This window comes from Mucilaginibacter daejeonensis (assembly GCF_020783335.1).
Lineage (GTDB): Bacteria > Bacteroidota > Bacteroidia > Sphingobacteriales > Sphingobacteriaceae > Mucilaginibacter > Mucilaginibacter daejeonensis.
Genome location: NZ_CP086068.1, coordinates 4,456,987 through 4,482,009 on the forward strand (window position 1 = coordinate 4,456,987; position 25,023 = coordinate 4,482,009).

Annotated in this window: 16 protein-coding genes and 2 tRNA genes; 8 read left to right on the forward strand and 10 right to left on the reverse strand. The window is 48.1% G+C overall.

Translation table 11 applies throughout. The annotated features are described in order from the left end of the window. Positions 1-8 precede the first annotated feature (8 nt). Positions 9-248, reverse strand: a complete 240-nt coding sequence (locus LLH06_RS19130; RefSeq protein WP_228170896.1) for a hypothetical protein — start codon at positions 246-248, stop codon at positions 9-11. Positions 249-450: 202 nt separating this feature from the next. Here LLH06_RS19130 and LLH06_RS19135 point away from each other — a divergent pair. From LLH06_RS19135 to LLH06_RS19145, 3 genes are all read left to right on the forward strand, one after another. Next, positions 451-525: transfer RNA gene (locus LLH06_RS19135), tRNA-Val, on the forward strand. Positions 526-672: 147 nt separating this feature from the next. Further along, the gene (locus LLH06_RS19140; RefSeq protein WP_228170897.1) at positions 673-1,176 is read left to right on the forward strand and encodes a MarR family winged helix-turn-helix transcriptional regulator; all 504 of its coding nucleotides are present in this window, start codon (positions 673-675) and stop codon (positions 1,174-1,176) included. Then, a complete protein-coding gene (locus LLH06_RS19145; protein ID WP_228170898.1) occupies positions 1,173-2,330 on the forward strand; it encodes a serine hydrolase domain-containing protein in 1,158 nt (385 codons plus the stop codon). Before LLH06_RS19140 ends, LLH06_RS19145 begins: the two co-directional genes overlap by 4 nt. A gap of 103 nt (positions 2,331-2,433) precedes the next feature. Here the strand turns inward: LLH06_RS19145 and LLH06_RS19150 are convergent, their stop codons facing one another. Then, positions 2,434-3,921: a sensor histidine kinase gene (locus LLH06_RS19150; RefSeq protein WP_228170899.1), complete on the reverse strand. Its 1,488-nt coding sequence runs from the start codon at positions 3,919-3,921 to the stop codon at positions 2,434-2,436. A gap of 374 nt (positions 3,922-4,295) precedes the next feature. Here LLH06_RS19150 and LLH06_RS19155 point away from each other — a divergent pair. The 3 genes from LLH06_RS19155 to LLH06_RS19165 all read left to right on the forward strand — a co-directional run bounded on the left by LLH06_RS19155 (position 4,296) and on the right by LLH06_RS19165 (position 6,876). Beyond that, positions 4,296-4,370, forward strand: a tRNA-Val gene (locus tag LLH06_RS19155). Positions 4,371-4,773: 403 nt separating this feature from the next. Beyond that, the gene (locus LLH06_RS19160) at positions 4,774-5,982 is read left to right on the forward strand and encodes a M1 aminopeptidase family protein (RefSeq protein ID WP_228170900.1); all 1,209 of its coding nucleotides are present in this window, start codon (positions 4,774-4,776) and stop codon (positions 5,980-5,982) included. Between the two features lie 45 nt (positions 5,983-6,027). Continuing rightward, positions 6,028-6,876 carry an aspartyl protease family protein gene (locus LLH06_RS19165; protein ID WP_228170901.1) on the forward strand — a complete coding sequence of 283 codons (849 nt, stop codon included), beginning with the start codon at positions 6,028-6,030 and terminating at the stop codon, positions 6,874-6,876. Positions 6,877-6,900: 24 nt separating this feature from the next. Here the strand turns inward: LLH06_RS19165 and LLH06_RS19170 are convergent, their stop codons facing one another. Next, complete coding sequence (locus tag LLH06_RS19170) at positions 6,901-8,061, reverse strand: retroviral-like aspartic protease family protein (RefSeq protein ID WP_228170902.1); 1,161 nt, start codon at positions 8,059-8,061, stop codon at positions 6,901-6,903. A gap of 529 nt (positions 8,062-8,590) precedes the next feature. On the opposite strand from LLH06_RS19170, the gene LLH06_RS19175 reads away from it, so the two are divergent. After that, a complete protein-coding gene (locus tag LLH06_RS19175; RefSeq protein WP_228170903.1) occupies positions 8,591-9,991 on the forward strand; it encodes an RtcB family protein in 1,401 nt (466 codons plus the stop codon). An 11-nt stretch (positions 9,992-10,002) separates the two neighbouring features. Further along, a complete protein-coding gene (gene prfH, locus LLH06_RS19180) occupies positions 10,003-10,611 on the forward strand; it encodes a peptide chain release factor H (RefSeq protein ID WP_228170904.1) in 609 nt (202 codons plus the stop codon). Between the two features lie 52 nt (positions 10,612-10,663). Here prfH and LLH06_RS19185 read toward each other — a convergent pair whose 3' ends face one another. From LLH06_RS19185 to LLH06_RS19215, 7 genes are all read right to left on the reverse strand, one after another. Then, a complete protein-coding gene (locus LLH06_RS19185; protein WP_228170905.1) occupies positions 10,664-12,922 on the reverse strand; it encodes a S9 family peptidase in 2,259 nt (752 codons plus the stop codon). After that, on the reverse strand, positions 12,900-14,018 hold the full coding sequence (locus tag LLH06_RS19190; protein ID WP_228170906.1) for a thioredoxin family protein: 1,119 nt from the start codon (positions 14,016-14,018) through the stop codon (positions 12,900-12,902). Before LLH06_RS19190 ends, LLH06_RS19185 begins: the two co-directional genes overlap by 23 nt. 1 nt (position 14,019) lies before the next feature. Next, a complete protein-coding gene (locus tag LLH06_RS19195; protein ID WP_228170907.1) occupies positions 14,020-16,356 on the reverse strand; it encodes a DUF5117 and DUF5118 domain-containing protein in 2,337 nt (778 codons plus the stop codon). Positions 16,357-16,388: 32 nt separating this feature from the next. Next, a complete protein-coding gene (locus tag LLH06_RS19200; protein ID WP_228170908.1) occupies positions 16,389-18,842 on the reverse strand; it encodes a zinc-dependent metalloprotease in 2,454 nt (817 codons plus the stop codon). A 79-nt stretch (positions 18,843-18,921) separates the two neighbouring features. After that, positions 18,922-19,863, reverse strand: coding sequence for a putative zinc-binding metallopeptidase (locus tag LLH06_RS19205; protein ID WP_228170909.1), 942 nt, complete (start codon positions 19,861-19,863; stop codon positions 18,922-18,924). Positions 19,864-19,886: 23 nt separating this feature from the next. Beyond that, positions 19,887-21,395, reverse strand: coding sequence for a RagB/SusD family nutrient uptake outer membrane protein (locus LLH06_RS19210; RefSeq protein ID WP_228170910.1), 1,509 nt, complete (start codon positions 21,393-21,395; stop codon positions 19,887-19,889). Positions 21,396-21,399: 4 nt separating this feature from the next. Further along, positions 21,400-25,005: a SusC/RagA family TonB-linked outer membrane protein gene (locus tag LLH06_RS19215; RefSeq protein ID WP_228170911.1), complete on the reverse strand. Its 3,606-nt coding sequence runs from the start codon at positions 25,003-25,005 to the stop codon at positions 21,400-21,402. Positions 25,006-25,023: the final 18 nt, after the last annotated feature.

Genomic DNA, 25,023 nt, shown 5'->3' on the forward strand with positions numbered 1-25,023 from the left:
ATTAATTATTACTCTTGGTCAAGCACTTGCTTTTTGATGAACTCGATGCTTGAATCGGGCAACTCGTCGCCCGAGATCTGAACCGCGGTGCCATCAGGCTGCAATTCAAGGTCAGCTATTATGTTGTTGTCCATGCGTACGTGAAGTATATCGCCCTCGCGTTCTACATGGCAGGTCAATTCTCTTTCCGAGTAATTGATGGTAAATTCATATTTGCCATCAGTGGTATTTTTGAAGCTGTCGGTCATGGTAACGGTCGATTTATATAGATAACATCGCAACACGAGGGTATGTTTTTGTACAGGCCATATATACATTAAAAATTAATAAGCACGCGTTCAGACGGTTCCAATGTTTTTGAAAAATTATTTTGACGAAATAAAAAAACTCTCTATATTTGCAGTCCCAAAACACAGGGACGCTTTCGTAAAACAAAGCACTCTAAAACAAGGGAGCTTAGCTCAGCTGGTTCAGAGCATCTGCCTTACAAGCAGAGGGTCACTGGTTCGAACCCAGTAGCTCCCACTGATCAAAAGCCTGTCGATCATCATCGACAGGCTTTTTTATTTTCCGATAACTTCTGAATACCCGCCACCCTGTCAACCACCGCCGCATGATCTGAAATTCGAATCGATAATTATATAGTCAACTATATATTATTAGATTTGCGATATGGAATATGACCTTGTCAGAAATTTAGGATACAAAGCACTCGATAGCCGCTTCAAAAGGATCAGCGACCGCATCTCACATGATGTCAGAAAACTCTACCGATCGTTAAACATTGATGTCGAACCACATTGGTATCTGGTGTTCATGCTTTTAGAAGCTAAGGATAACGTATCGATAACTCACATTGCCGAGCAGTTGGGCTATTCCCATCCCACGGCCGTGATGTTAGTTAAGAAAATGTCGGAAAAAGGTTATTTAACGAGCACGAACGACCTCGCTGACCGCCGCAAACAAATGGTGTCATTGTCTGAAAAAGCCAAGACCTTGATGCCGTCGCTCAAAATACTTTGGAAGAGTTGTGAAGAGGCGCTCTTGCAGATCATTGGAGAAGATAATTCCCGATTGATGCATAGCCTGGACCAAATAGATCGATCCATGAAAGAGATCTCCTTTCATGACCGGTTCAAAGAGGCTTATCAGATGACCAACACTAAAGAAAGATGACCAATAACGGATTTTATACCATCCTGATCGCCTCATCCATATGCCTTGCAACGTCGTCTCCTGCGGCTAAATACTCGAATAAGGTCTCCGATCATGCCTACCTGACCAAACCGACCAAGGCTCGGCACGACAGCATTGAGCATATCATACGAGCTGAGATGGCTAACCTGCTTCTGGACCCTCACTTTTCTGCGGTCTCGGGCGTGGTGGTATCGCATAACGATACTTATCAGATCCATATGGGTAAACTTGCTGATCTGCAGGTACCGAACGATCGAACCCTTTATGAGATCGGCTCATTAACAAAAACCTATACTGCGATATTGATATCACAGGCCGTTTTTGATCACAAAGTGGATCTTGATGTGGATATACGCCAATATTTGAAAGGCAAATGGCCTCATCTGATATTAAAAGATGGTCGCTCGGTCACGCTACGTCATCTGATCACACATACATCGGGCTTACCCATGAATATCAATTGCGATCAAATAGGTCAAAGTGTCAAAGAGCGGGCTGATTGTTTACGATCATTTACGAAGAAAAATTTCTTTGACCAGTTGGCTCTTATCGATCTGAAGGAGGCCACGGGTGATACTTACCGTTATTCAAACGCCGGCGTTCAATTGGCCGGTTACATTGTTGAAGATGCCTATGCGAGCAACCAAAAGAAGCTTTTAAAGAAATATGTATTTGAACGATCAAAGGAGGACCGGACCTATATCATCGTGCCCGCGAACTACCACCATCGACTGGCAGTTGGAAAAGACAGTTCAGGAACACCGATGCCTGTGATCGATGGTGGCTATAGCTATGCGGGAGGCTTAAAGGCCTCGACCCGATCCATGTCCAGGTTCATCAACATGTATTTGAAAGGTAACGACCCCGTGGTTGAACAAACGATGACGCTGCTTGCGGGAAATGAACAGTATGGCAGGGCATACATCTGGAATACTTACCAATATAATACCGAAGACCGCATGCTCTACCACAGCGGCGGCACATTCGGCAGTTCCTCTTGGTTAGCCATTTATCCCAAAAGTAAAGTTGGGATATTTTTGGTCACTAATGTGATGACCAACGACACTCAACGTAAATTAAATGAGGTGTCGAACAAAATATATGAAAAGTTAAAGAGTGGTCGATATTTGTAGTCTCTGCAAGAAGGTCTCTCGGGATCGAATTCGGTCGCTTCAACAAATAGACCGCTCGCTTCTTACCAGCGCTCATTAAATGCTCGAATTTATGACGTTCAAGCTATTGATGGTCAGGCTGTGCCGGTAAACATAGCGTAAAGGTAGTACCCTGCCCCTCTTTACTTTTAGCGCTAATGGTCCCGCCGTGCATCTTTAATAATTGCTGTATCAGGTATAAGCCTACGCCGGTACCCTCCACGTCCTCATGAAAGCGTTTATATTTATGGAATAAGGCGGGCATCTGTTTTTCGGGGATACCAAGGCCATTGTCGGCAACGCAGATCTCGATGTCATCGCTTTTCGATGCAGCTGTTATCCTGATCACTGGCGGTCGGCCGGGATGACGAAACTTGAGGGCATTGGTAAGCAGATTTTGCATGATACTATGCAGGTGCATCCTCTTATAACGAATCCTGCAGTTGTCAATATCAACGGTGATCTTCGCATCCGTGTCGCGGATAGTGTTCTGTAATTCCGCCTCTATCTCACTGATCAGCTCACAAAGGTCGATCTCTTCCTGAGCATCATCGGCCAGCTTTTGCGCTTTGATCACCTCGCTTAAATGCTTGATCGTATCAGACAGGCGCTTCACCGACCGGCGGGGTATAGCGAACAATTGTTTTTCTTTCTCGTCCATTTGAACGGCCAGCTTTCGCTCCAAAATATCGATGGAACCCTGCAAAGACATGATAGGTGTTTTGAGATCGTGGCTAATGATATAGATCAGGTTATCAAGTTCCTTGTTTTTACGGTTCAGCTCCTCATTGCTGTAACGAAGTTGCTGGCTGCTGGCCTGAAGTTCTGCGGTGAGCCAGGTCGCCTTCTCGTCAGATCTGTTCAGTTTCCTCAAGGCAATGACAGCGATAGGTACACTCAGTGCTGCGAACCCGGTCATGAGCACCACGATGGCAAAGTCGGGTGATACGTTAGCCTTGGCTAACATCAGCAAAAGCAAGCCCACAAAGATCGGTAATGAGAAAAAGTAGCTGGCCACCACGTAGCGTGCGGTCACCGCCCCAGAGTAGTTCGATGATATCTCCCGCAGCCAGCCTTGCCTGGCGGTACAGCACAAACATCCTAATACAGCGCTAAACAGCCCTACACATGTTGGCAGTGCTACGGAAGAATACCTGCCAAATTTAAATAAGCCACCGATGTTAAATATGATGCCCACTAACGTAGCGTAGATCGTAAGCAAGGCGATGCCCAGTATCAATTGCCCCGAAACGTACCTTTTATATAATGCCAATTCGAGCCCTGCAGCTACCAGCAAAAATGTAAAGGCCGTGAATACTGACATTCGTCCGGGATGTTCGGACGTTGCATCGGTGGCCGTATCCATCAATAACCACTGGTCGATCTTCAGATCAGCATTAAAGATGTGCTCAGCCAATGTCAAAGCACTAAAAAGAACGATGAATGCAGCAAGTGCTTTCGACACATTATTGCTCTCTTTAGTGGCCGCCAAAAGGGCCATACCAAGCACGGTCACGAACAGTGCGGTATTAAATTTCATGGAAGCGCCGTGCGACAGAAAAGTGTAGAGCATGGGAACATGCAGGAACCAGCCAAGTAAGCCGGAGACGCCAACTAAAATAGTAAGCCATGCAAGTAACACAGGCGATCTGTCAAGGGATATCACAGCGAAAGTTAAATAAATTTCCTAGAACACAAACACAGCAAGCATAAAGCCAAACAAAAGCAACATTGCCGAACATGTCAAACGATCACTTCTTAACCATCGTGTTGCTAGGCTTTGAATGATGAGTGGACGTTGTGACATACTATTACATGTGGCCATGTCCAGGTATTCACGTCTAAATACATTTTTTTGCGCTCCGGTCGTTTGAAAATATCTATAATTTGTTATGTTTGCAGTCCCAAAACAAAGGGACGCTTTGCTCGAATAAAGCGATCATAAAAGGGAGCTTAGCTCAGCTGGTTCAGAGCATCTGCCTTACAAGCAGAGGGTCACTGGTTCGAACCCAGTAGCTCCCACAAAAAAAGAGGAAACCGGAAGCCTGTAGATAACTCTACAGGCTTTTTTATTTGAATGGAATTCGCGGGCACCTTTAAGCATATCAGTAATGTTGTCTTCCTCGATCAACCAACCTGCTATGACAATCATCTTTTATCCGCTTCCATTTTCGACTACGCCTAACAAAACCCACTTTTTTCAACCGTGAGATTATAAAGACCCACATTTTAAGTTAAATTGCAGTAATTTCTCATGAAACATTTTTACCTTATCATAGCATGGCTCGGCAGCTTCCTTATGGCGGCTCGCGGCCAATCCAACGCACCACATGTTAGTGGGAAGGTGGACATTCAACTTGGCGAAGGTGTGATTAGGTCAGATCTTAGCTTAAGCAATCTACCTGCTCTCGGCAAACAATATAAGTTGCTACTTTACCGAGGGTTTAACATTGGCTTACTGCGTAATGATACGGGCCAGGTACTTAAGTACGGTGGCTTTTATGACGACAAATTTTCTGGTGAGGCTACTGCTTATTTGCCATATACCCAAAATGACACCCTTGCCCTGCCCGCAAAGTTGCGCGTGACCTATACCGGCGCCTTCCCGATTTATACCGATACGTTGAACTCGTTCGATTTTAAAGGCCTCATTGCCTTTAACGGCAAAACCGTGCGCGCAGCCGAGCAATCCAAATGGTATCCTGTCATTTATGATGTAAAGAACGATAGAGAATTACTGGAAGTGACCTATGATATTGAGGTGACCTGCAAAGATTGTCAAACCATTTACATCAATGGCTCGGCACCACAAGCAGGCCCCAGTGGCAAATTCCATTCCACCATACCACGGCAACTACTACTATTTGCAGGCAACTATGTGGTACAGGCTCTGCCCAACAGCACCTTTCTCAACGCTGACCTAAGCGCTGATGAAGCCGCCGTATTCAATGAAAATATTGGCTCGATCATCAATTTTTACCGGTTTTATTTGCAAGTACCTTATGGCGAAAAGATCACGTTCATGCAGCACCGATCGGTAGAACCTTTTGGCCCTAAACGTAGCTGGGGCTTTGTGACCTTTCCTACCATCGCGGTGGCAGGAAAACCTTTCAAGTCGGAGATAGATACCCAAAAGCGGTTGTTCAAGAACATTTACAGCTACTATTTTTACTCGCACGAACTCGGTCATTATTATTACGGCCAGTCAGCACCTGCTAACTCTACGCTAAAATGGTTCTTCCTTGAGAGCATGGCCGAGTTCCTATCTATTAAAGCAGCCGAGAATAAATACGGCAAGGAGGCTACTCAAAAATATATTGCCGAGCGCAAGCCTTTAATGAAGGACTGGAAGGTGAAGCCACTATCACAGATCAGCTCGCCTAACCAAATAGGAGACGGATACCGATATACTTATGCGCCTATGATCTTATTGGCAATGGAGAAAAACTTTGGCTCCAAAACGGTGCAGCGATTTTGCAGGAACATCTTGCAGAACGCCGGGCAAAGAACAGATTATCCCTTTCTGGTCAAAATGGTAAAAAGCGCTGGAGTGAACGATAAGGATTGGAAAGCCTTTGAAGCAACGGTAATGGAACAGACCGAATGTAACAAGATCTTTGACCATCTTCCCTGAACTTATACATAGTTAAATAAAATTTTAGCAACACGCTACCCTCTTATGAAGCCCCTATCAAAACATATCTCCAAAAGCCTTTTATTCATCTTACTTTTGCTCGGTTCGACGGCACGTGCACAGCTACCTTTCGAGGTGAATGAAAGCGGGCATATCCTGATCAAAGCCAAGATCAACGGCGTAGAAGGTAAGTTCATTTTTGATACCGGCGCTGGGCTCAATGCCATCTTCACCAACTTTTCGCACAAGATCAGCAACCAGCGAACACCCAATTTTTTTGTTGGACACCGTGCCACGGGCGAAGAGCTGAACCTGGATCTTTACAACGCTACGGCGTTCGAGGTAAATGGTCAACCATACGAGGGTCAGCAGTATGCTATCGTTGATCTGCAGTTCGGTGATATCGATGGCATCATTTCCTTGCAGCCTTTCCGCAACACCACCGTAACCATCGACCGTATCCATAAGCAGCTATTCTTCAACCGATCAACAAGGGGTCAAAAGAACATTGATATCCAGGTATCTGACATTGCCGGGAAAGCGATCGACATCTTCACTTACGTGCAACTCAACGACTCGTTAAGGATCCAGGTCATGCTGGATAGCGGCGCGGGTAAGAGCTCCTATTGGTTCAGCTCGAAATTCATGGAACCCTTGTCGTTAGATAAAAAACATCTCAAGGCCGTCCCGGTGAAGAGTGACTTCAACAAACAGAACAATTATTACGTAGGCAAGCTATCAAAGCTGAACACGGCCGGAAATCTACGCTCGATCGAGAACTTCGACATGGCCTTTGTGGACGGACTGATCTACGAGGGCAAGACCAGCATCGACTGGCTGGGCCAGGTGATCACCATCGACCTCGCCAAGAAGAAGATCTTCATAGCGAAGTAAAGCTTCTTGTTCGCCGCCTACAGATCAGGTCTTACTTTTTTGATCTGCGTAAGGCACCTGGTAAAGCTGGTTCGGCTTAAGGTAGATCACGTTCTTTTGCAGATCGATCACGGTGTTGAATCGTTTCAACAAATCGCTTCCTAAGTAGTGAACATTAATGCCGGGCATGGGCTTGCCCTGGGTCATGATCTGGGCAGGTACATTAGGTATATCATATTTCCCGATCTTAAGGCGCTCCAGATCAGCGGTGATCACGGGCACTTCGTTACCTCTGGTGCCATGCATGATCATCTTTTTGATCACCGGCATTTTCTCGGCCGGGAACCGTGCAGCGGTCAAGGCATCATTATCTAACATGAGGGCGCGCTGGTAACCGGTGTCAAAAAAGAACAAGCTTTTACTTTTGACGCCGTTTTGTGATATCTCGCTTTCTATGAATGGTTTGTTCTTGATAAAGATGAGCTCGAATCTTTGGTAGCCTTTATCATGTAAGATGTGCTCAGGCATTTTGGAGTGAACGATCATGCGATGTTGGTCATAATCCAGTTCCACGATCATCCCATCAAATAAGTTCCAACCTAACAAGCCATCCACGCCATGGCCGGCCTGCCTGATGTCGTATAGCTTGCTTTGGTAGATCTGCTTACCTACTTGAATACCATAAGGTCGGCTGTACAACTCCGGTTTCGACCTTACCTTTTTTTCCAGGCTCTCGTTAATGATACATACCTCTGTCGCTCCGGTATCAAAGTTCAACAACAAGGAGTCGGTACCGTTGATTACTATCGGCACATAATTGGTGTTGTAAGCGTTCAGCAAAAAAGGAATGGTATCATGAACAACGATGGCCGACCGGCTCAGGTCCTTGAGTCCGGGCGCCTCGATGCGGGTAAGGCACGAATCCTTGCCGTTCAGCAGCACGATCAGATCACGATGCTGGCCTGGCGCGATCTTAAAAGCGATAGAATCCACATCGGTGACGAACCTGACCCGTATGGGCTTGGTCAGCTTACCCGTCGAATGTACATCCAGCTTTAGCTTTGGGTTGATGCCCCAATTAGATACCGCACCATGCTGCTCGTATATCCTGGCTTGGTTAGAGTTTGCTTTGACCACTGGTAATTTGGTTTGTGCGGTGCCATAAAAGCAGCTGATCGATAATGCTAAGGCTGATAGGTATCTCATGCCCATAAATTAAATAATTACATCGACTTAATGCGTTTGAAAATATTAGTTCAGCAACGTTTTGCGGATATTTGTATATTTGCGACCAATTCCTGATCTGTTAACTTCTTAAATAACAAAGGATCATGACAGCGCAATACCACATATCGCCCCTTTCGCTCATTGCCTAACAGGCAGGCCTAACTGCATTTTCTATATTCTGTAGACAGATCGCTTAGGCGACAGCTTGCTTATTTCCGCCTGCCTCAAACTGTAGGTCTTTTGAGCATCCTGAAAAGGGTATATCCTCACGTTTGGACGAATCATGAACGATCAACGATCCGTTTCACCTAATTCATATGCGCCAATGAGACCATCTAACTCTAATGCCACCATTACCGGCATGACCATAACGCGTTCAATGAATAGCCATCAAGTGGCATAGTTACTTTATAGGCCTATTCTAACGCATCTAAACATCAAACATTTGAATATCTGTTCAGGTATGGCCACGCATTGGCCTGCCTGGCACCTAATATCATAAACCCACATGGGCAATTTAAGAACAAAAGATCTGGACAAGATTGGCTATCATAATGACCAGCTGCGAAGCCTGGTGATCAACATAGCCTCCAAGAACTTTAAACACTACAGTAACGAGCAGTTGCTGGATCTGCTGGTGCAGATCAAAAACGACCCGGAAGCATTTCTGGATAATGAGTTAACGGCCAGGATAGCCGAGAAGATCATGGGCAAAGTGGATAAGCCATCCTTCACCGCCTACGAATTGAGGAAAGAACCGGTGTACTGTAAGACCTACGGCGGCAAAGGGATCGAAGCGGCCACTAAACAACAAATGGAACTGGCCAACCTACTGCCGGTAAGTGTACAAGGGGCATTAATGCCCGATGCACACATGGGCTTCGGGCTACCGATCGGTGGCGTATTGGCCACACTCAATGCCGTGATCCCTTACGCGGTAGGGATGGATATCGGCTGCCGCATGGCGCTGTCGATCATTGACGAGGGCAGTGCATATTTGGAACGATATCAGTACCAGATCAAGCAGGCATTGAAAGATCATACGCACTTCGGCATGGAGGGTGGTCTTTCTGTAAGGCAGGAACACGAGGTATTGGACAGCCCGGTATTTAGCCAAATACCATTCCTAAAGCCGCTGCGTGGAAAAGCGGTAAGGCAGTTAGGAACGTCGGGCAACGGGAATCATTTTGTCGAGTTCGGCGAGATAGAGCTGCAGCCTGGTAACACGTTGGGGTTACCTGCTAAAAAATATACTGCTCTATTAACGCACTCAGGCAGCAGGGGTTTAGGCTCGGCCATTGCCAAATATTATACACAAATAGCGATGGATACCTGTAAACTGCCGCGCCAGGCGCAGCAACTGGCCTGGCTTGATCTTGACAGCGAGGCCGGACAGGAATACTGGCTCACCATGAACCTGGCAGGTGATTACGCCAAGGCCTGTCATGAACGTATACATGCCAATCTGCTAAAGGCACTGGGCTTAAAAGCGTTGCACGTGGTGGAGAACCATCACAATTTTGCCTGGAAGGATCAACTGGCCGACGGCCGCGACGTGATCATTCATCGCAAGGGGGCAACACCCGCCCATGCGGGCGAGTTGGGTATCATTCCGGGTAGTATGACCACGCCTGCCTATTTGGTAACGGGTAAAGGTAATGCTGATGCTTTGTTCTCCGCATCACATGGCGCCGGCCGCATTATGAGCCGTCAAAAGGCCAAGGACAGCATGACCGTGTCAGGAATGAAGAAGCTGCTCAGCAATGCGGGCGTAACGCTCATTGGTGGCACTGTAGAAGAGAACCCATTGGCTTATAAGGACATTGAGACCGTGATAGCCGCTCAGCATGACCTTGTAGATATACAAGGCAAATTTTATCCACGTATCGTTAGAATGAACAAGGAATGATGATGAAAAAGATGATCATACAGATCACATCTGGCAAAGGCCCCGCCGAATGTTGCCGCGTGGTAGCCCGTGTGCAAGAGCTGATGCTACAACAGGCATCGAAACAAGGCATCGCCCTCAGAGTACTGGAAAACAGAACGGGTGAACATAGAGACACCTTGTTATCAGCTACGCTAAGTGCCGAGGGCGATGACCTGCAAAACTTCATTAGCGAGTGGGCTGGCACCGTGCAATGGATAGCACAAAGCCCTTACCGCAAGCATCACAAACGTAAGAACTGGTTCGTGGGTGTGGCTGCTTTTGATGTGCAGGAGCTACAGCAGTGGGACCTGAAAGACGTTAAGCTGGAAACCTGCCGGTCGGCGGGCCCGGGCGGCCAAAATGTGAACAAAGTGGAAACGGCGGTACGCGGAACACACCTTCCATCAGGCTTACAGGTGATGGCTATGGACAGCCGCTCACAGTTGGAGAACAAGAAGCTTTGCCTGGCCAGGCTTGAAGCAAAGGTGATGGTTTGGCGCACCGAGCAACTCATGGAACAGCAGCAAAGCCAATGGCAGGAGCACAACATGCTCGAACGTGGCGGCCCTGTCAAGACCATCAAAGCCGAACTACTTTGATACGTTAACCAAGGCCTCAAATGGCCGGAGCCTGATCAGCTCCGGCCATTTTTTATCGTGCATCCATCAGATATTTGGCAAAGTAAGCCCTCAACCTTTTTTGGAAATAGCTTTTGGCCGCACCTTCATAGGTATGGTTTTGGCCGGGGAGCACCAACAGGTCAAAATCTTTGTCTGCTTTGATCAGCGCATCCACCATACGATAGGTATTGGCCGGGTTCACGTTCTCGTCTACCTCGCCGGTCACCAGCATAAGGTGACCTTTTAATTGTTTGGCCAGGTCCTGGTTCAGTGGCATCTTGGCGTTAAAACCTTGATAGGTCTCGCCCCAGTTACGGTGATAGATCCGGTTATCATGATTGCCTGACGAGGCTACGCCCACCCGGTACAGATCCGGATATTTACACATGGCCGCCACGGTCATCATTCCACCACCCGAATGGCCGAACATCCCTACCTTGCTCATATCCATAAAGGTGTACTTTGACCCTAACTGCTCCAAAGCATGTTTATCATCATCAATAGCGTTGTCGCGCAGGTTGCCGTAGCCATATTTGTAGTACGCCGCATTGCGTAAGGGCGACCCACCACGATGACCAACACATATAACAATGAAACCCAACTGAGCCAGCGAGGTGTTATTATACTTATCCAGCACGGTAAAATCGCGCCATACGGTCTCGATCTGCGGGCCGGGATATACCTGCGAGATAACCGGGTACTTTTTGTTGGGGTCAAAATTGAATGGCTTCCACATTAACCCATAAAGATCGGTCACGCCATCCTTAGCTTTCACCGTAAAAGGTTCGGCATGTTTCCATCCGTAAGCATACAGTGCGGCCAGGTCGGGCTTATAAACCTCGGCTATTCGTTTCCCATTGGTCGTGCTTAGCGTGGTCACCGGATTCATATCTATCCTCGAATGATTGTCCACAAAATATTTACGGTCCGGCGAAATGAACACGTTATGCATCGCGTTCTCGGGTGTTAAAAGGCGTTCGGCCCGGCCATCAAGGCTCATTTTGTATAGATAGGCCTGGTATGGGTCCGCGTTAGGTCGCTTCCCGTAAGCGTAGAGATATAATTGTCCTTTTGCTGTGTCAATGGCCGCGATCTTACCGGCGGTCCAGTCGCCTTTAGTGATCCGGTTCACGAGTTCGCCTTGCCCACTGTAACGATAATACTGTCCCCAACCTGTGCGGTCGCTCCACCAGATTACCTCCTGCCCGGCTTTGATGATGGACACATTGAACATATCCTCGTTGATAAACGGCTTGCTTACCTCTTGAATCACGATGCGTACGTTGCCACTTTTCAGATCAACGGCACACAGTTCCATTTCGTCGCGGGTACGTTTACGCCTGATGAGGAAAATCTCCTGCATATCTCCCGGTGAGGGTACCATTTCCACCTGCTGGTCGGGCCAACGGTCAATGTTCACCTTGCGTAGCTTTCGCTCCTGGGCATCGCCCACATAAAGTTCGAACTGGGCCACATCCTTATCCCCGGGCAGCTCCTCTTTATAGGTAGATACCCGCGGCCGCGGCATGAAGCCTGAGCTAATGACCGACATGGTCAGCACCTTGCGTTTGTCGACACGCAAGGCATAAAAATATCGCGCATTGACCCACTTAGCTATCGAGGGCATGGCCTTCTCCTTGATGTAAGTTCCCGCTTCATCCACACAGAACGAGCGGTATGGTTCGGCATCGGTACTAAGCTGTGTCTCGTTAGCCTTGCTACCGGCATCCCCCATATAAAGGTCGTGAGCGCGGGTGTACAACTCGAACTTACCATCTGCCGATACGCCGACAAGTGGATAGCTCGGCCGCTTTTCATTTAGCGAATGTACGGTCAAAGCCTTTGTCAGGTAGTGATAGTCGTACGTTTTTCCCTGATATTGTACCGTAACACACTGCTCATCTGCCGAAAAATTAGGCGAGTAGCTGATCATCCGGCTATCCACCGGCTTTTGCGTAAGGCCTTGTAGTGCTTTGTTGATCGCCACCTTATCGAACAACTCCGTTTTTTTGCCTGTTGGCATATTAACGATGTAATAGGTGTTTGACCGTTTATCGATTCTAGATGCAACACTATCCTCTTCAGCTACCGGCCGCTCGTCCATAGCGAACCAAAAACGATCAGATCTTTTCAAAAAGAATGGAGTGACCTTAAGGATACCGGTGCGTTTAGCCAAATTTGGCGCATCATACTTTTCGGCAGCAGCAAAGTCGGCCCGCTGAGCAAAAAGAGGGATGTAGCAGCAAAGGGCTACCAGCAGGGTGGCACTATTGAGCTTGCTCTGGCGCATATCGCTTTTTCATGTCTTTAAATAAACTGATCAAATAAGGGTTGGTCGATGTCTTGTTCACCTCATCATACAGCTTGGTGATCTGTGGAAAGTTGTAGCCCTTAAATGACCGGCCGAACGTCACGTAGTCAAAAAGTATATGCCGGTTCTCCTCCGAAAATGAACCAACGTTATCAATAAATAAACGGGTCACTTTGGGTTCGTCCCTTTCACCGGCTGCCATGGCGATATCCATCATCACCAGCAATTGCGCTTTATCGGGCACTTTGGTCTTTTTGACCTCGGCTTTGTACATCTCGAAGGTTTTTTTGTCGTATGGTTTCACCTTGTAGTAGAATCCGTTAAGGGACCACGATGCGATCTGCCTGTACACTGACGACAGCTTACGATCAACAGTGTCTTTGGTGTTCTGAGCGGCAAATTCCTGCCAGTGGTCGGTGAGGTATTTAAAGTTGGGGCTGAACAGGTCAGACAGGTACATGGTATAGCGGTTGCGACCGAAAAGCACCCAATTCTCCGGGCTTGCCTTTTGTTTAGGGGTCAGTATAGCCATCAACTCATCATTAAGTTTCTTAGCTTTTGATATCTCCATGATCTTGACCTTGTGCAAAATATATCGCCTCAACAATTCAGGCGAACGTTCTCCACTTTCATAACGGGCATTCAATTGAGCTTCCTCGCTCTTGGTGTTCACACCCTTACGGGCGTTCGCAATGAACTCCCCTGCCGGCATCGAGCCTACATATTTATTCCTGGTCTTTCCTTCGCTATCGAGGATCAAATATGATGGAAAGGCCTCGACCACATAGGTCTTTTTGATGGATGGCCCCTCGCCTTTCTCCATATCCACCTTAATGTTGATGAAATTGGTATTATAGAAGTCGGCCACGCTATCTATGGTGAACACGCCCTTTTCCATGTGCTTGCAAGGGATACACCAAGTGGTGAAACAGTCTACAAATACCGGCTTATTCACTGTCTTGGCCTTGGCCAGGGCTTCCTGAAGGGTCAGCTTTTCGAAATGTATCTCGCTGGTCTGTGCTTTTAACCCAATAGATATCAGGAGCACGGCGATGGTCATCAATATATTTTTCATGTCATTTGTTAGGCTGCTCGTTATCGATCAGCATTTTTAGCAGTTGGTAATGTTCTCTGGTCAATTTGTCTTTGTGCGTTTTGGCCACTTTACCTATGTGTTCGGTAAGCGGCACTAACACGCCGTTGATCGTTATGCTCATCTCGCTGAGGCCTGCACCGATCTTATTGCGGCCGGCCAGTGTGAGCAAGCTCCTGATCAGCGTTGCCTGAATGTTGCGCTGATAGCTGGTCAAAGCGGTGTTAGGGTCGAAATCGAGGAACAGGTAATGATCGATCTGTGCGAAAAGATCTTTGGTGGTGAACACGTCCTTTTGGCCTGATGCTTCTGCATCAAGCAGGGTCTTGATCAGGTCGGCATTTACCAAGCTATTTACTACCTTGACAGCAGTATTGGTGAGTAAGGCCTCGGTGTTGGAACCATCCATGGCTTGTGCGCGGTCATTACGCGTCCAGGCAGGGACTTTTTGCAGAATGTTGCGGCCAAGGAATGAGAAGGTGGCTAGCTGTCTTGCCTTGGTTACATATTTAACAGGCATATCATTGTAGCCCTTCATCACCGTAAAACGTTGCTTGCCGCCGATGTTGGGCATCACGCTCATCACATATTCATCATACATCATGATAAAGTTGGCCGCCAGCAGCATGTAGGTATCCCACGTGTCATCCTTGAACTTATCACTGATACCGTTCAGCTTAGGATAGAAGGCGATCAACCGGTCGATACCGGCCTGCGCCGCCTCCAGATTCTGTGAGGACAGGTCGTTGGCCTGTGCGTAAGGGTTGTTCTTGTCCTCGGCCGAGTAATAATGTTCAGGGTCTATCTTACCATCTTTGGTGAAAGTGCCGCTTTTGAACTGCGTGCCTAACTGGCGATAAGCATGATCGATAGCAAAATGATCATAAGCCGAAACGGCTGCTATGAATAATTTTTTATTGTTCTGCTTGCCGGGAACGACCAGGTAATTGAATTCCAGCTCATCCGTAACAGATGAGGTAAAGCCATGCTGCATCACGAACTTGGGATCACGTAATTGTTGCAAGCTGTAAGCCGCACTACCTGCATAATTGGGTAGCATGCCCAATACCGTGGCCATGCTTTGGGCTACTTTAAATTGCAGGATATCTTTGCGTACTTCAAGTGAGTTAGGGTCTTTTTGTATTCGCTCGTCATACATGCCACACTGCACAAAGTACTTTTGCATCAGGGCATCCGTCACAACGTCTGATAGGGTCATCTTGGCGGTCTTGATCTCGCCGGTACGGGGGTCATCTACAATATCTACGATCGCTTTAGGGTTACTGCCCGCCCAGGCGATCAGCACGCTTCCATCTTCCATTCTGGGTTCATTGCCAACGCGCTGTGGCATCACTTTGATCACGTTCTTAAAGCCGGCAGTTTCAAAGCACTTGTTCCACTCCAGCACACCAGCCTGAACGGCCGGCATCAAAAAAGCCGGAATGGACGGATGCAGATAAACATTGATCGGGCGTTTAGGCTCCACCAAGGCACCGGCCTTGTACCTGGCTACGTCCTCAGGCTTTACCTCAACGTTCCACTTTTTGATCACGCTAACCTTCTTGGCCGAATAGCCTCTCGCGCCAAAGTCAGTAAAGATTCGGGTGTCGAAACCGATACGGCGGTCGTTAAGCTTGACCGGCATGGGCCTATCGCTCAACAACTGCAACGCCAGGCCTAACCGAAAGGTAGAGGCCACATCGGTCTGTTTACCGTTATAGTCACGGCCTGCGCTGGTTTGCGACCGGAACACGTTGAAGTAAATGCCATTCTGAATGGGCTTCACGCTTTCGACCCCTGAACGTGTGGGATCTGGGTTGGCTATCAAGTTGTAATTCTTAAAGGAGAACAACTCGCCACCATCTATCAGTTGTTTGGTGATATCGATCACATAGCTCCCGGTATCTTTACCCATTGCCTCGATCTTGAATGTGTAGCTGATCGGCTCGAGTATAGAGCTGTTCAATACATCGGTCATGGCGTTTTGATCAAGTACCTGCTCGCTGTAATTATTGCGGGTAACGTAAAGGTTATCACCCTGTCCCTTTACGAAGCGGAGGATACCTGACGACCGTGATATCACGGCGCTTCCGTACTGCATATCGCCCACCACAAGTATGTCCTTTTGCAACTGGTTAGGGCCAATTTGCAGGTAATATTTATCGTCTTGCTGGTAAACCGGGAAAGTTCCGGGTGTCACCTGCATCTTGTCTTTAAAGAATTTGTCGAAGCTTACGATGCTGCCTGTTCTTGCCTGTTGACCGAGTGCCTGCAAAAAGCAAGCAGAGGCCAGCAGTATGATCATCAATGATCTTTTCATTTTTGTATATATGGAATATGATCGGTTGTTTCTTATATGCCCGTTTTGACGCCTTCCCATTGCTGGATCATGGCGATGATGCCCTTGAGGTGATCTTTTGATGGCTCGTCGGTCTTGTGCTTCAGCGCCGCTTCACAGTCACCCTTGATCTTTGCTGCCTGTTCTTTTAGCAGTATGGCAGCATCGTTCTCATAACTGGCCGGATTGTAAACAGAGGTCAGTACCTTGTTGACATAGGTGCGCTGTAACATACGCCTATAGGGCGATATGGCCTCCCCGCTATTTAGGTCATTGAATACACCTTTGTACATATCATCAAAAAAGGATGCGACAGGATAGGCCTGATAACCCTTGATGCGCTCGTTCTTTGCAACGAAAGGAAATTTGAAGAACAGCTTGCTCATGAACAGTTCATAGTCAGCTTCTACCTGCCCCTGAAATTCGAACCGGGTCTTATTGGTGATATTGGCCGGGAACAACCACGCCGGTTCGTGGAAGTAATATTTATCGATAAAATCCATTGCCTCCTTTTGCGTTGTGCGGTCTACCGGTATAAAATTGGATCGGTCTTCGGCTACCAGCGCCTGATCGGCGTAGCGGCCACCAATGTTCTTGAGCACATGAGCCAGATACTCGTTATACCGGCTTGCCACAGCGGTATGCATCTTTTTCATCATCGTATAATTCTCATCATCATCATTTTCCAGCCAGCCTTCCAGGTGATCCATCACGTATTTAAGATTATTGATACCCAGTGCACTGGCTTTCATGGCATTATTACCCATATCCTCCGATTGTACCCTCGGGTCAGTAAAATCACCCTCCGGAAAGTAGAAGAACCTTGGGTCTTTGCGTTTATTAGATACCCATTTCCGCAGCACCTCTGCTTCCTGGGCTGGCGTTTTGTATTTGGGCAACCACTTGTATCCCCACTCAATGGCGTATTCATCATAAATGCCGATCTTGGGTAATAGCTCCTCAGCTGTAAAGCTATCTTCGGGCTGTACCACATAATCGAATCTTAAGTAGTCCATGATGGATGCGCCGAACCCGTTCTTAGCCACGAACGATCTTTTGCGTACGCTATCCACATCGTAACTATGGCTCCCGGCAAAGTCATGACGTAAACCGAGCGTATGGCCCACCTCGTGGGTGATCACCGTTTGCGCTAAACGCCCCATGATATCATTAGACAAAGGCAATTTCCTGGCTCTTGGATCATTGGCCGAGCACATGACAAAGTACCAGCGCTGCAACAGATCGGTAACGTTATGGAACACCGCCACATGCGAGCTCAATATTTGCCCTGAGCGCGGATCTACCACCATGGGGCCGTATGCATTCGCTGTGGTGGAGGGTTTGTAAGAGATGACAGAATAGCTGGCGTTATCCATCGCAAAGTTGGGGTCCTCTGCTGCGGTAGGCTCCATTTTAGCGACAATGGCATTCTTGAACCCGATCTTTTCGAACGAGCGCTGCCAAGCGTTCACACCGGCAATAAAATACGGACGCAGGTATTCGGGTGTGTTCTTATCTACATAGAATACGATGGGATGTGCCGGCTCTACCAGTTCACCGCGTTCATACTTCTTCGCATCTTTTGGCTTGGGCGCTATATCCCAACGGGTGGCCAGCAAAAGATCCTCTTCCTTGCCGGGGTCTATACTATAGTCTTTAAGTGATCGGGTGAAAAAACCCACCCGTTTATCGGCATACCGCTGGCGCATAGGTTTTGCCGGCAGCAGGTACCAGCTTGCACCCACCTCCCAGGCTGTCGGTCCGTTCTCTTGCTTACCAGGCTCTTCCTGTACTGGCTGAGGCTCGGCAGGAGCCATGGTGTTAGGTTTTGGAGCCGCAACGCCCGGCGCGTACGCTCGTTTAGAGCGGAAAACAATATTGTTGTTATAACTGGAGATGCTGAGCGGATAAGACAGATTAGCCTGATATGCACCGAGGCCCAATTCCTCCTTTGCACCGCTTAATGACAGTAAAGGCATATCGGCATTGATAGCCAGCGTAAGATCGATGAGTGCGGCATCCTTGCTTTGGGCCACCGGCGTGAACGACATGATCACAGGCGTTACCCTGTTCATGACCGAGGCATAGTAACTGCTCTTAGGATCAGGGGCGTTGTAAAATTGTGGCTGCTCCATGTATACAGCGCCTCGTTTGCCCTTATTGAACCTGAAGATGGCCTCATGGACCACGTCGCCGGCAAAACCATAGCGGCGGCGTGGGTCGCGAGCCAATTGTGCTGATCCCCGGTCAATGGTGATCATGGCCAGTATGTCCCTGTTCAATAACGAGTCGGGTACCTCCAGGTAATATTTATTATCCTGTACGTACACGTTGAACACCCCGTTATGCTTTTTAGCGGCCGGTTTGATGAAGGTGCCGATGGCAGGAAGCGGTGTTGTTGTTTGGGCAGCCAGCGGCAAAGTGGCGCATAACTGTGCCAGGAGCAACAACTTTTTAAGTAGTTTCATGATGATGATAGCTTGATATAAGCTACCGCTCGTGTTATTTCGGCAAGCGATAGCTATTTAAGTTGAGGACCAGTGCCGGTTACATTCCCCTGGCTTTGTTACCGATCTTTTGCAGATCCACCTGATAGGTATTGATGTAGTAGTTCCTCACGATGTTGTATCTCTTCCTGATCAGGCCGTTGGCATCCTTAGTGGCATTAAGTATGCCCACCGCACTGCTGTTGGTGTTGGCGACAGACCGGTTAAGGTCAGTTTCAGACAGCGTGACCATGGCCATTACAAAAGCATTCCAGTCAGACAAAGCCGTGGCGGAGTAGTATGTGCTGATGATGCCTTTACCATATGCAGCAGCCTGGGTAGTTAAGGTGGTACTGTAATCGGCACTGTTGTTGAACTCGATGGTCGGTTTGATCAGGCCGCGATCATTAATGCTCTGAAACAACACTTGGTTCAAACGGGCCAGGAAAGCCAGTTTTTCGGCAGCGGTCATCTGGTTCACTGAAGCATCGCCATAGTTGATGGCAATGTTGTCATAACTATAGTAAGCCGCTATCTTTTTTACGCCTTTAGCGGGTGTGTAAACCGGCGTGAACACATAAGTCGTGTAAATGGAATCGACCTTGCTACACAATAGTAACTTTACCGGCAGGAACTGTTTGAGGAAGCTTGCCGGGTAAAGACTAAATAAACTTTTATCGATGAGGTCGAGCTGAGGAGCTATATAATCGGCGATGGCTGGTACCACATCTGCCCCCACCGACCAGTTGCCAGTGGATGACTGCACCGGTTTTTTCCACATCGTGGGGGTCCAGTACGCATCACGATCGCTGAATTTGTATAACAAGTAGCTGCCGTAAGTATTATAGTAACCAGTTATGGTTTGGTCGTAAGCGGCGTTACCCTGCGGCACCTGGTAGGTAACATCGGCATTGGATGGGTTGAGTGCCTCTTCATTTTTTGAACAAGAACTTATGCCGACACCTATGGCCAGCAGTAGTATGATATGGGTTATACCTTTCATGACATCGCTCTTTAAATATTGATTCATCGTGGGTTTTGGATCAGGTCAGTATTAGCCAATAGGGCATTGGCCGGTATGGGCAGCGCGAACAGCGGGCTGTTGGCAGGTAAGGTGTAGGTAGCCGTCATGTTATCGGTTCCGGTGAAAACGTGCGTTACGCCCAGTCCCCATCGTTTAAGATCGATAAAACGGTGTCCATCCTCCAATGCCAGCTCTCTGCGACGTTCTTCCTGGCAAAATTTGTACAGTGCTTGAGGCGCAGTGATGTTCACAGCAACATAGGGTGTGTTGCGAGTATCATAACGACTTTGCCTCAAGGCATTCAGGTCATTCAATGCGGCTTGCCTGTCAGATGCGTTGCCCGTGCTCATAAAGCGGCGGGTATAGGCTTCCGCACGGTTCAGGTAAAGCTCAGCTACCCTAAACCCTTTCGTACCATAAGTAGCATTGAGCGTATTTTTCCCGGTACGGTAAGCGAAGTTAGTACCGTTAGCGGTAAAGAACAGGAAATAGAACCTGTAGCGCAGGTCACCATAATTGGATGTGCCGGTACCTTTATCATACTGCGAAGAAAGATCGGCCGATACACTAAAAGGTGGCAACGAACGGCTGTCCACATCGGCCGAAAGTATATCAGGATGCACACCTCCATATATCCACAGTATCTCGGGGCTCGATGAGTTATAGATACCATTTGCAGGCGTCGTTCCGCCACTGCTCACCCAATTGACCAGTGGGGTCAACGTCGACCTGTTCTGTAGAGCTGCCGAAGCGCGCTGAATAGCCTTGTCCCAGTCACTGTCGAGCCCACGGTACAGGTAGAATCGTGAAAGAAGGCCATTGGCCACATCACTACCTACCCGAAACACGTTCGGCGGCGTAAAATTATTCCGCAACAGGTCTTCGGCCGTGATCAGGTCCTTCTCGATCTGATCATACACCTCTTTAAGTGAGTTCCTTTTAAGTCCACCATCTTTTACCTGGCTGGTGAGTACCAAGGGCACGCCCATAGTGGTTTCGGGCGTGACGCCGGGGCCGGTGTACATTTGGGCATAAGTGGTCACCAACTTCAAGTAATAATAACCTCTCAAGAACAGGCATTGCCCCAACACGGCGTTCTTATCAGCAGTGGTACCCGGCACATTAGCCAACTGATCGATCAGCACGTTGCAGCCTTTGATCTTCAGGTACATTTTGGCGTAAATGTTAGCAGCATCTGATACCACACTGGTGGCATCGAACATGGTAGGATTAAAGGTGAACATAGCCGTGTTAGCTTGCACCTTTGTCAGGTAGGTGGCGATCGGTGATCCGCTTATAGGCACCAGTGGATTATTCTGAACATCATCGGTCAATACGTCAAATGTCTCCAAGGTGGTAATATACGGGTAGGCATCACTGTACATTAGCGCACTAAGATCGGCTGTTGACCCGGGGCGCATCTCATCCTGGCTATACTCCGCCAGGAACTTTTTACAGGAGAAGGTCAGCGTGGATAGCAAAAGCAGACCACATATGTATAATTTTTTCATCTGTTTAAAAACTTAGGTTCATACTAAACGTGTAGGTTCTGGTGCGCGGCTGTCCGCCGGTGGCCACCTCCGGGTCTATACCCTTGAAGTCGCTGCTGTTGATCGAGAACACGTTGGACACCCCACCACCTAATGCTATGTTCTTGCATTTAAGCTTTGATACCACGTTTGCTGGCAAGCTGTAGCTCAAGTTGAGGTTATTACAACGCAAACTTGATGCACTCACTACCCTATCGGTGCTATAGTTGTAAAAGTTATACACGTTCCTGTTGGCCCTTTGATCTCCGTTAGGAAGATCCACGTTGGCCAATGTTCCATTAGGTAATGCCGGAACGGTAGCGTTCGGGTTAGATGGTGACCAACGATCAAGGATAAGACGCGATAGGTTCTCATACTCGGTAGGTAAACCACTGCTGGTGCCTGCATAGTTATATAACGGCGCCAGGAAACGTTTACCGCCTAATTGCAGGTAGAAGGAACTGCTTAGCGTGAGCATTTTGTACCTGAAGTTCATGCCCAGGCCCGAAACCAGATCAGGGTCCAGTTTGCCTACATATTGCATAAAGGAAGTGGGATCTTTAGGGTCACTGCCCGGAGTAGTGCTCAGATCTATTATGGGTTCTCCGGTTTTAGGATCAATGCCTTTGGACCTGAATGCGTAGAAGCCCGACACCGGCCTACCCAACACGTTCAGCTGACCTGATGCTGCTGTTTGCCAGCTAACCACTTGTGCACCCGTCTTGGTGATGCGGTTGTTATTTTTTGAGGTGTTAAAGTTGACCGACCAGGTAAAGTTCCTGGTGCGTACCGGCACAAAGTTCACGGTCAATTCATAGCCTGAATTGCTCATCGAACCACCATTCACCAGCATCGACGAAGTACCGTACTCCAACGGAACTGAAAGACTGGTGATGAGCTCGCGTCCGCGTTTATTGTAATATTCCAGTGTACCACTTATCCTGTTCTGGAAAAGGCTCCAGTCTAAACCCAGGTTCAGGGTCAGGTTCTGCTCCCACCGCAGATCGCCATAAGGCAGGCTCGCTACGGTCAAAAGTTGTTCGCCGGTGAAAGACTCTGTTGAGTTAGAGGTCACTCCAGTAGGTATCTTGATGATCAGATCTGGGCTAACGTTGGAGGCGATGTTACGCTGATAACCGATGGAGCTGCGCAGGCTAAGGCCGCTCAGCCAATCATTGGTCACGAACCATTTCTCGTTGGCGATATTCCAACGCAAACCACCTGCCCAAACCGGATTGAACTTCTCATTGGTGAATTGCCCGAACCTGTTGGACCGATCGTTCCTGACACTGAAGTTAAGCACATAGCGGCTGTCAAAGGTGTAGCTTGAGGTCAGATAAACGCCCATGGTATTCACCCGGCGATCGGTTATGGTAGGTATAGATACCAATAGGGGATTGACCGTTTTTGCCGTGGTATACGTAAGCGGCAACGTAGCGAACGACTTGCCTCTATCTCTCAAATAACCGTATGATGTGGACTGGAAACCATCGTATTGCGTACTATTGGTCTCCACACCCACCATTACCGCTACGTTATGCTTTTTAGCAAAGGTCTCGCTGTATGAAAGGTTGTTGCGCCATCCCCAGGTGCGGTTAGTGCTATTGAGTTGGTTATACTCGCCTCCTTGCGGCAGCTTGGAAAGGATGTAGTTGGGATCGTTAGGCTTAAGCGGAAAGTCAGAGAAGCGCAAGGCGCGCGCCACGTACTCTGTTTTATCAGTAGCATAGGTAGCCCCATTGGTGGCCGAGGCGTTGTAACTAAATAACGTTTGAAAGCGGAAATTTTTTGAAATCTGGTAATTAACGTCCATTACCGCGTTAGTGGTCAATACGTTATTGGTGTTGCCGGTCTCGTTGCGTTCGTTCAGGATGTTAAAGAGGTAGCCGGAAGCATTACGATAATAACTCAGCTGACCATTAGCATCGTACGCAGCTATGGCGCGGTTAGCTTTGGTAGCGTAATCATATGGGCTGATCTGGTAAAATCCGTCCGTCGTATTTTTAGATGCTGATAAACGTAGACCAAGGCTCAAATTTTTTGACAGCTGTGAGTTCATGGACAGGTTGCCGGTGATGTTACGTATATCATTACCGATCGCCGTACCAGCCGTGGTATTATAACCGAACGATGAATAGTAGCGCGTGTTGGCATTACCGCCAGATATACCCAGGTTATGCGACATGCTGAAAGGCGTACGGAACAACAAATCGAACCAATCGGTATTGACGGTCTCCATGGCGGCTACCCTTGCCTTGAACTCTGACTCAGATATGGTCTTCAAATACAGATAATCGTTCAGCGCCCCGGCATAACCGATGTTGTTGCTCACCGTTGGCGAGGTCAGTCCACGATCGTATATCTCTCTGGATATGGCCACGCGTTCTTTCGAGTTCATCAGGTTCAGCCTGTCATAGTTCACCCGGTCGGTCACGCTCAAATTGGTAGAGTAATTGATCGATGGTGGACCTACCTGACCTTTTTTGGTAGTGATCACGATCACACCATTGGCCGCCCTTACACCATATATAGCAGTGGCCGAAGCATCTTTTAGTACGGTGATGTCCTGAATATCATTAGGGTTCAACCAACGGATGGAGTTACCCACAAAGTTGCGGAGATAGTCAAAGTTATCAGCGTTGATACCGCCCGCGTTGTTCAATTCCTGGGCTCTGAATGGAAGGGGGTCTTCCTGAATGATGCCGTCAACCACCCAGATGGGCTCTTGAGTACCTACCAGCGTGGAAGTACCACGTACTCTTACGTTTTGACGGGTACCCACCATGCCGCTACTATTGGTGACCACTACGCCGGCCAGCTTACCTTGCAGAGCCTGCTCGAGCGTATTGATACCGTTCAGGTTAAGGTCTTTGGCCTGAACACTGGCTACGGATCCTACCACATCACTTTTTTTGAGCACCTGATAACCGGTCACGACGATCTCGTTCATTTCTTTAACGGCTCTTGTCATGGTCACATCCATTACCGACATTCCGGCCACCGCGGCTTCCCTGGTCTCGAAGCCTATGTGCGTGAACACCAGTGTAGCAGTACCCTGATCTACCACATCTATCCGATAAGTGCCGTTCTGATCGGTAAAGGTCCTAACGTTCAGTTCTTTTGAGGCTACCGTGACGCCAGCTAACGGCTTATTATCAGTACCGGTAACTCGCCCGGTCACCATACGGTATTTAGGAGGCGCACTAAAAGCGGTTGAGCGTGACTCGGTATTGACCTTCGTTTTAACGATGATCACCTTGTTCTTAATAGAATAAGCAAGTGGCTGATCGCGGAAGCAGGCGGCTAAAGCTGCCTCTAATGTGGCCGACCGTAAGTTGATGGTCACTGGCCTGGCCTCGCTGATCTGTGAGGACGTGTAAACGAAATCGTATCCTGTTTGCTTCCTGATCTCTTTAAATATATCTACCAATTTGGCATTGGTCTTTGAAAGGGTAACGACCTGGGCCTGGGCGGCTCCTGTTTGAAGGGCGTAAATACTAATGAGTGCGATGATCAACTTCATTACACGCCCCATGGCCGGACTGGAACGATAGGCCCGTGGCTTACTTTCCAATAACATGGTTTTTTGCATATCTTTGAAGAGGATATC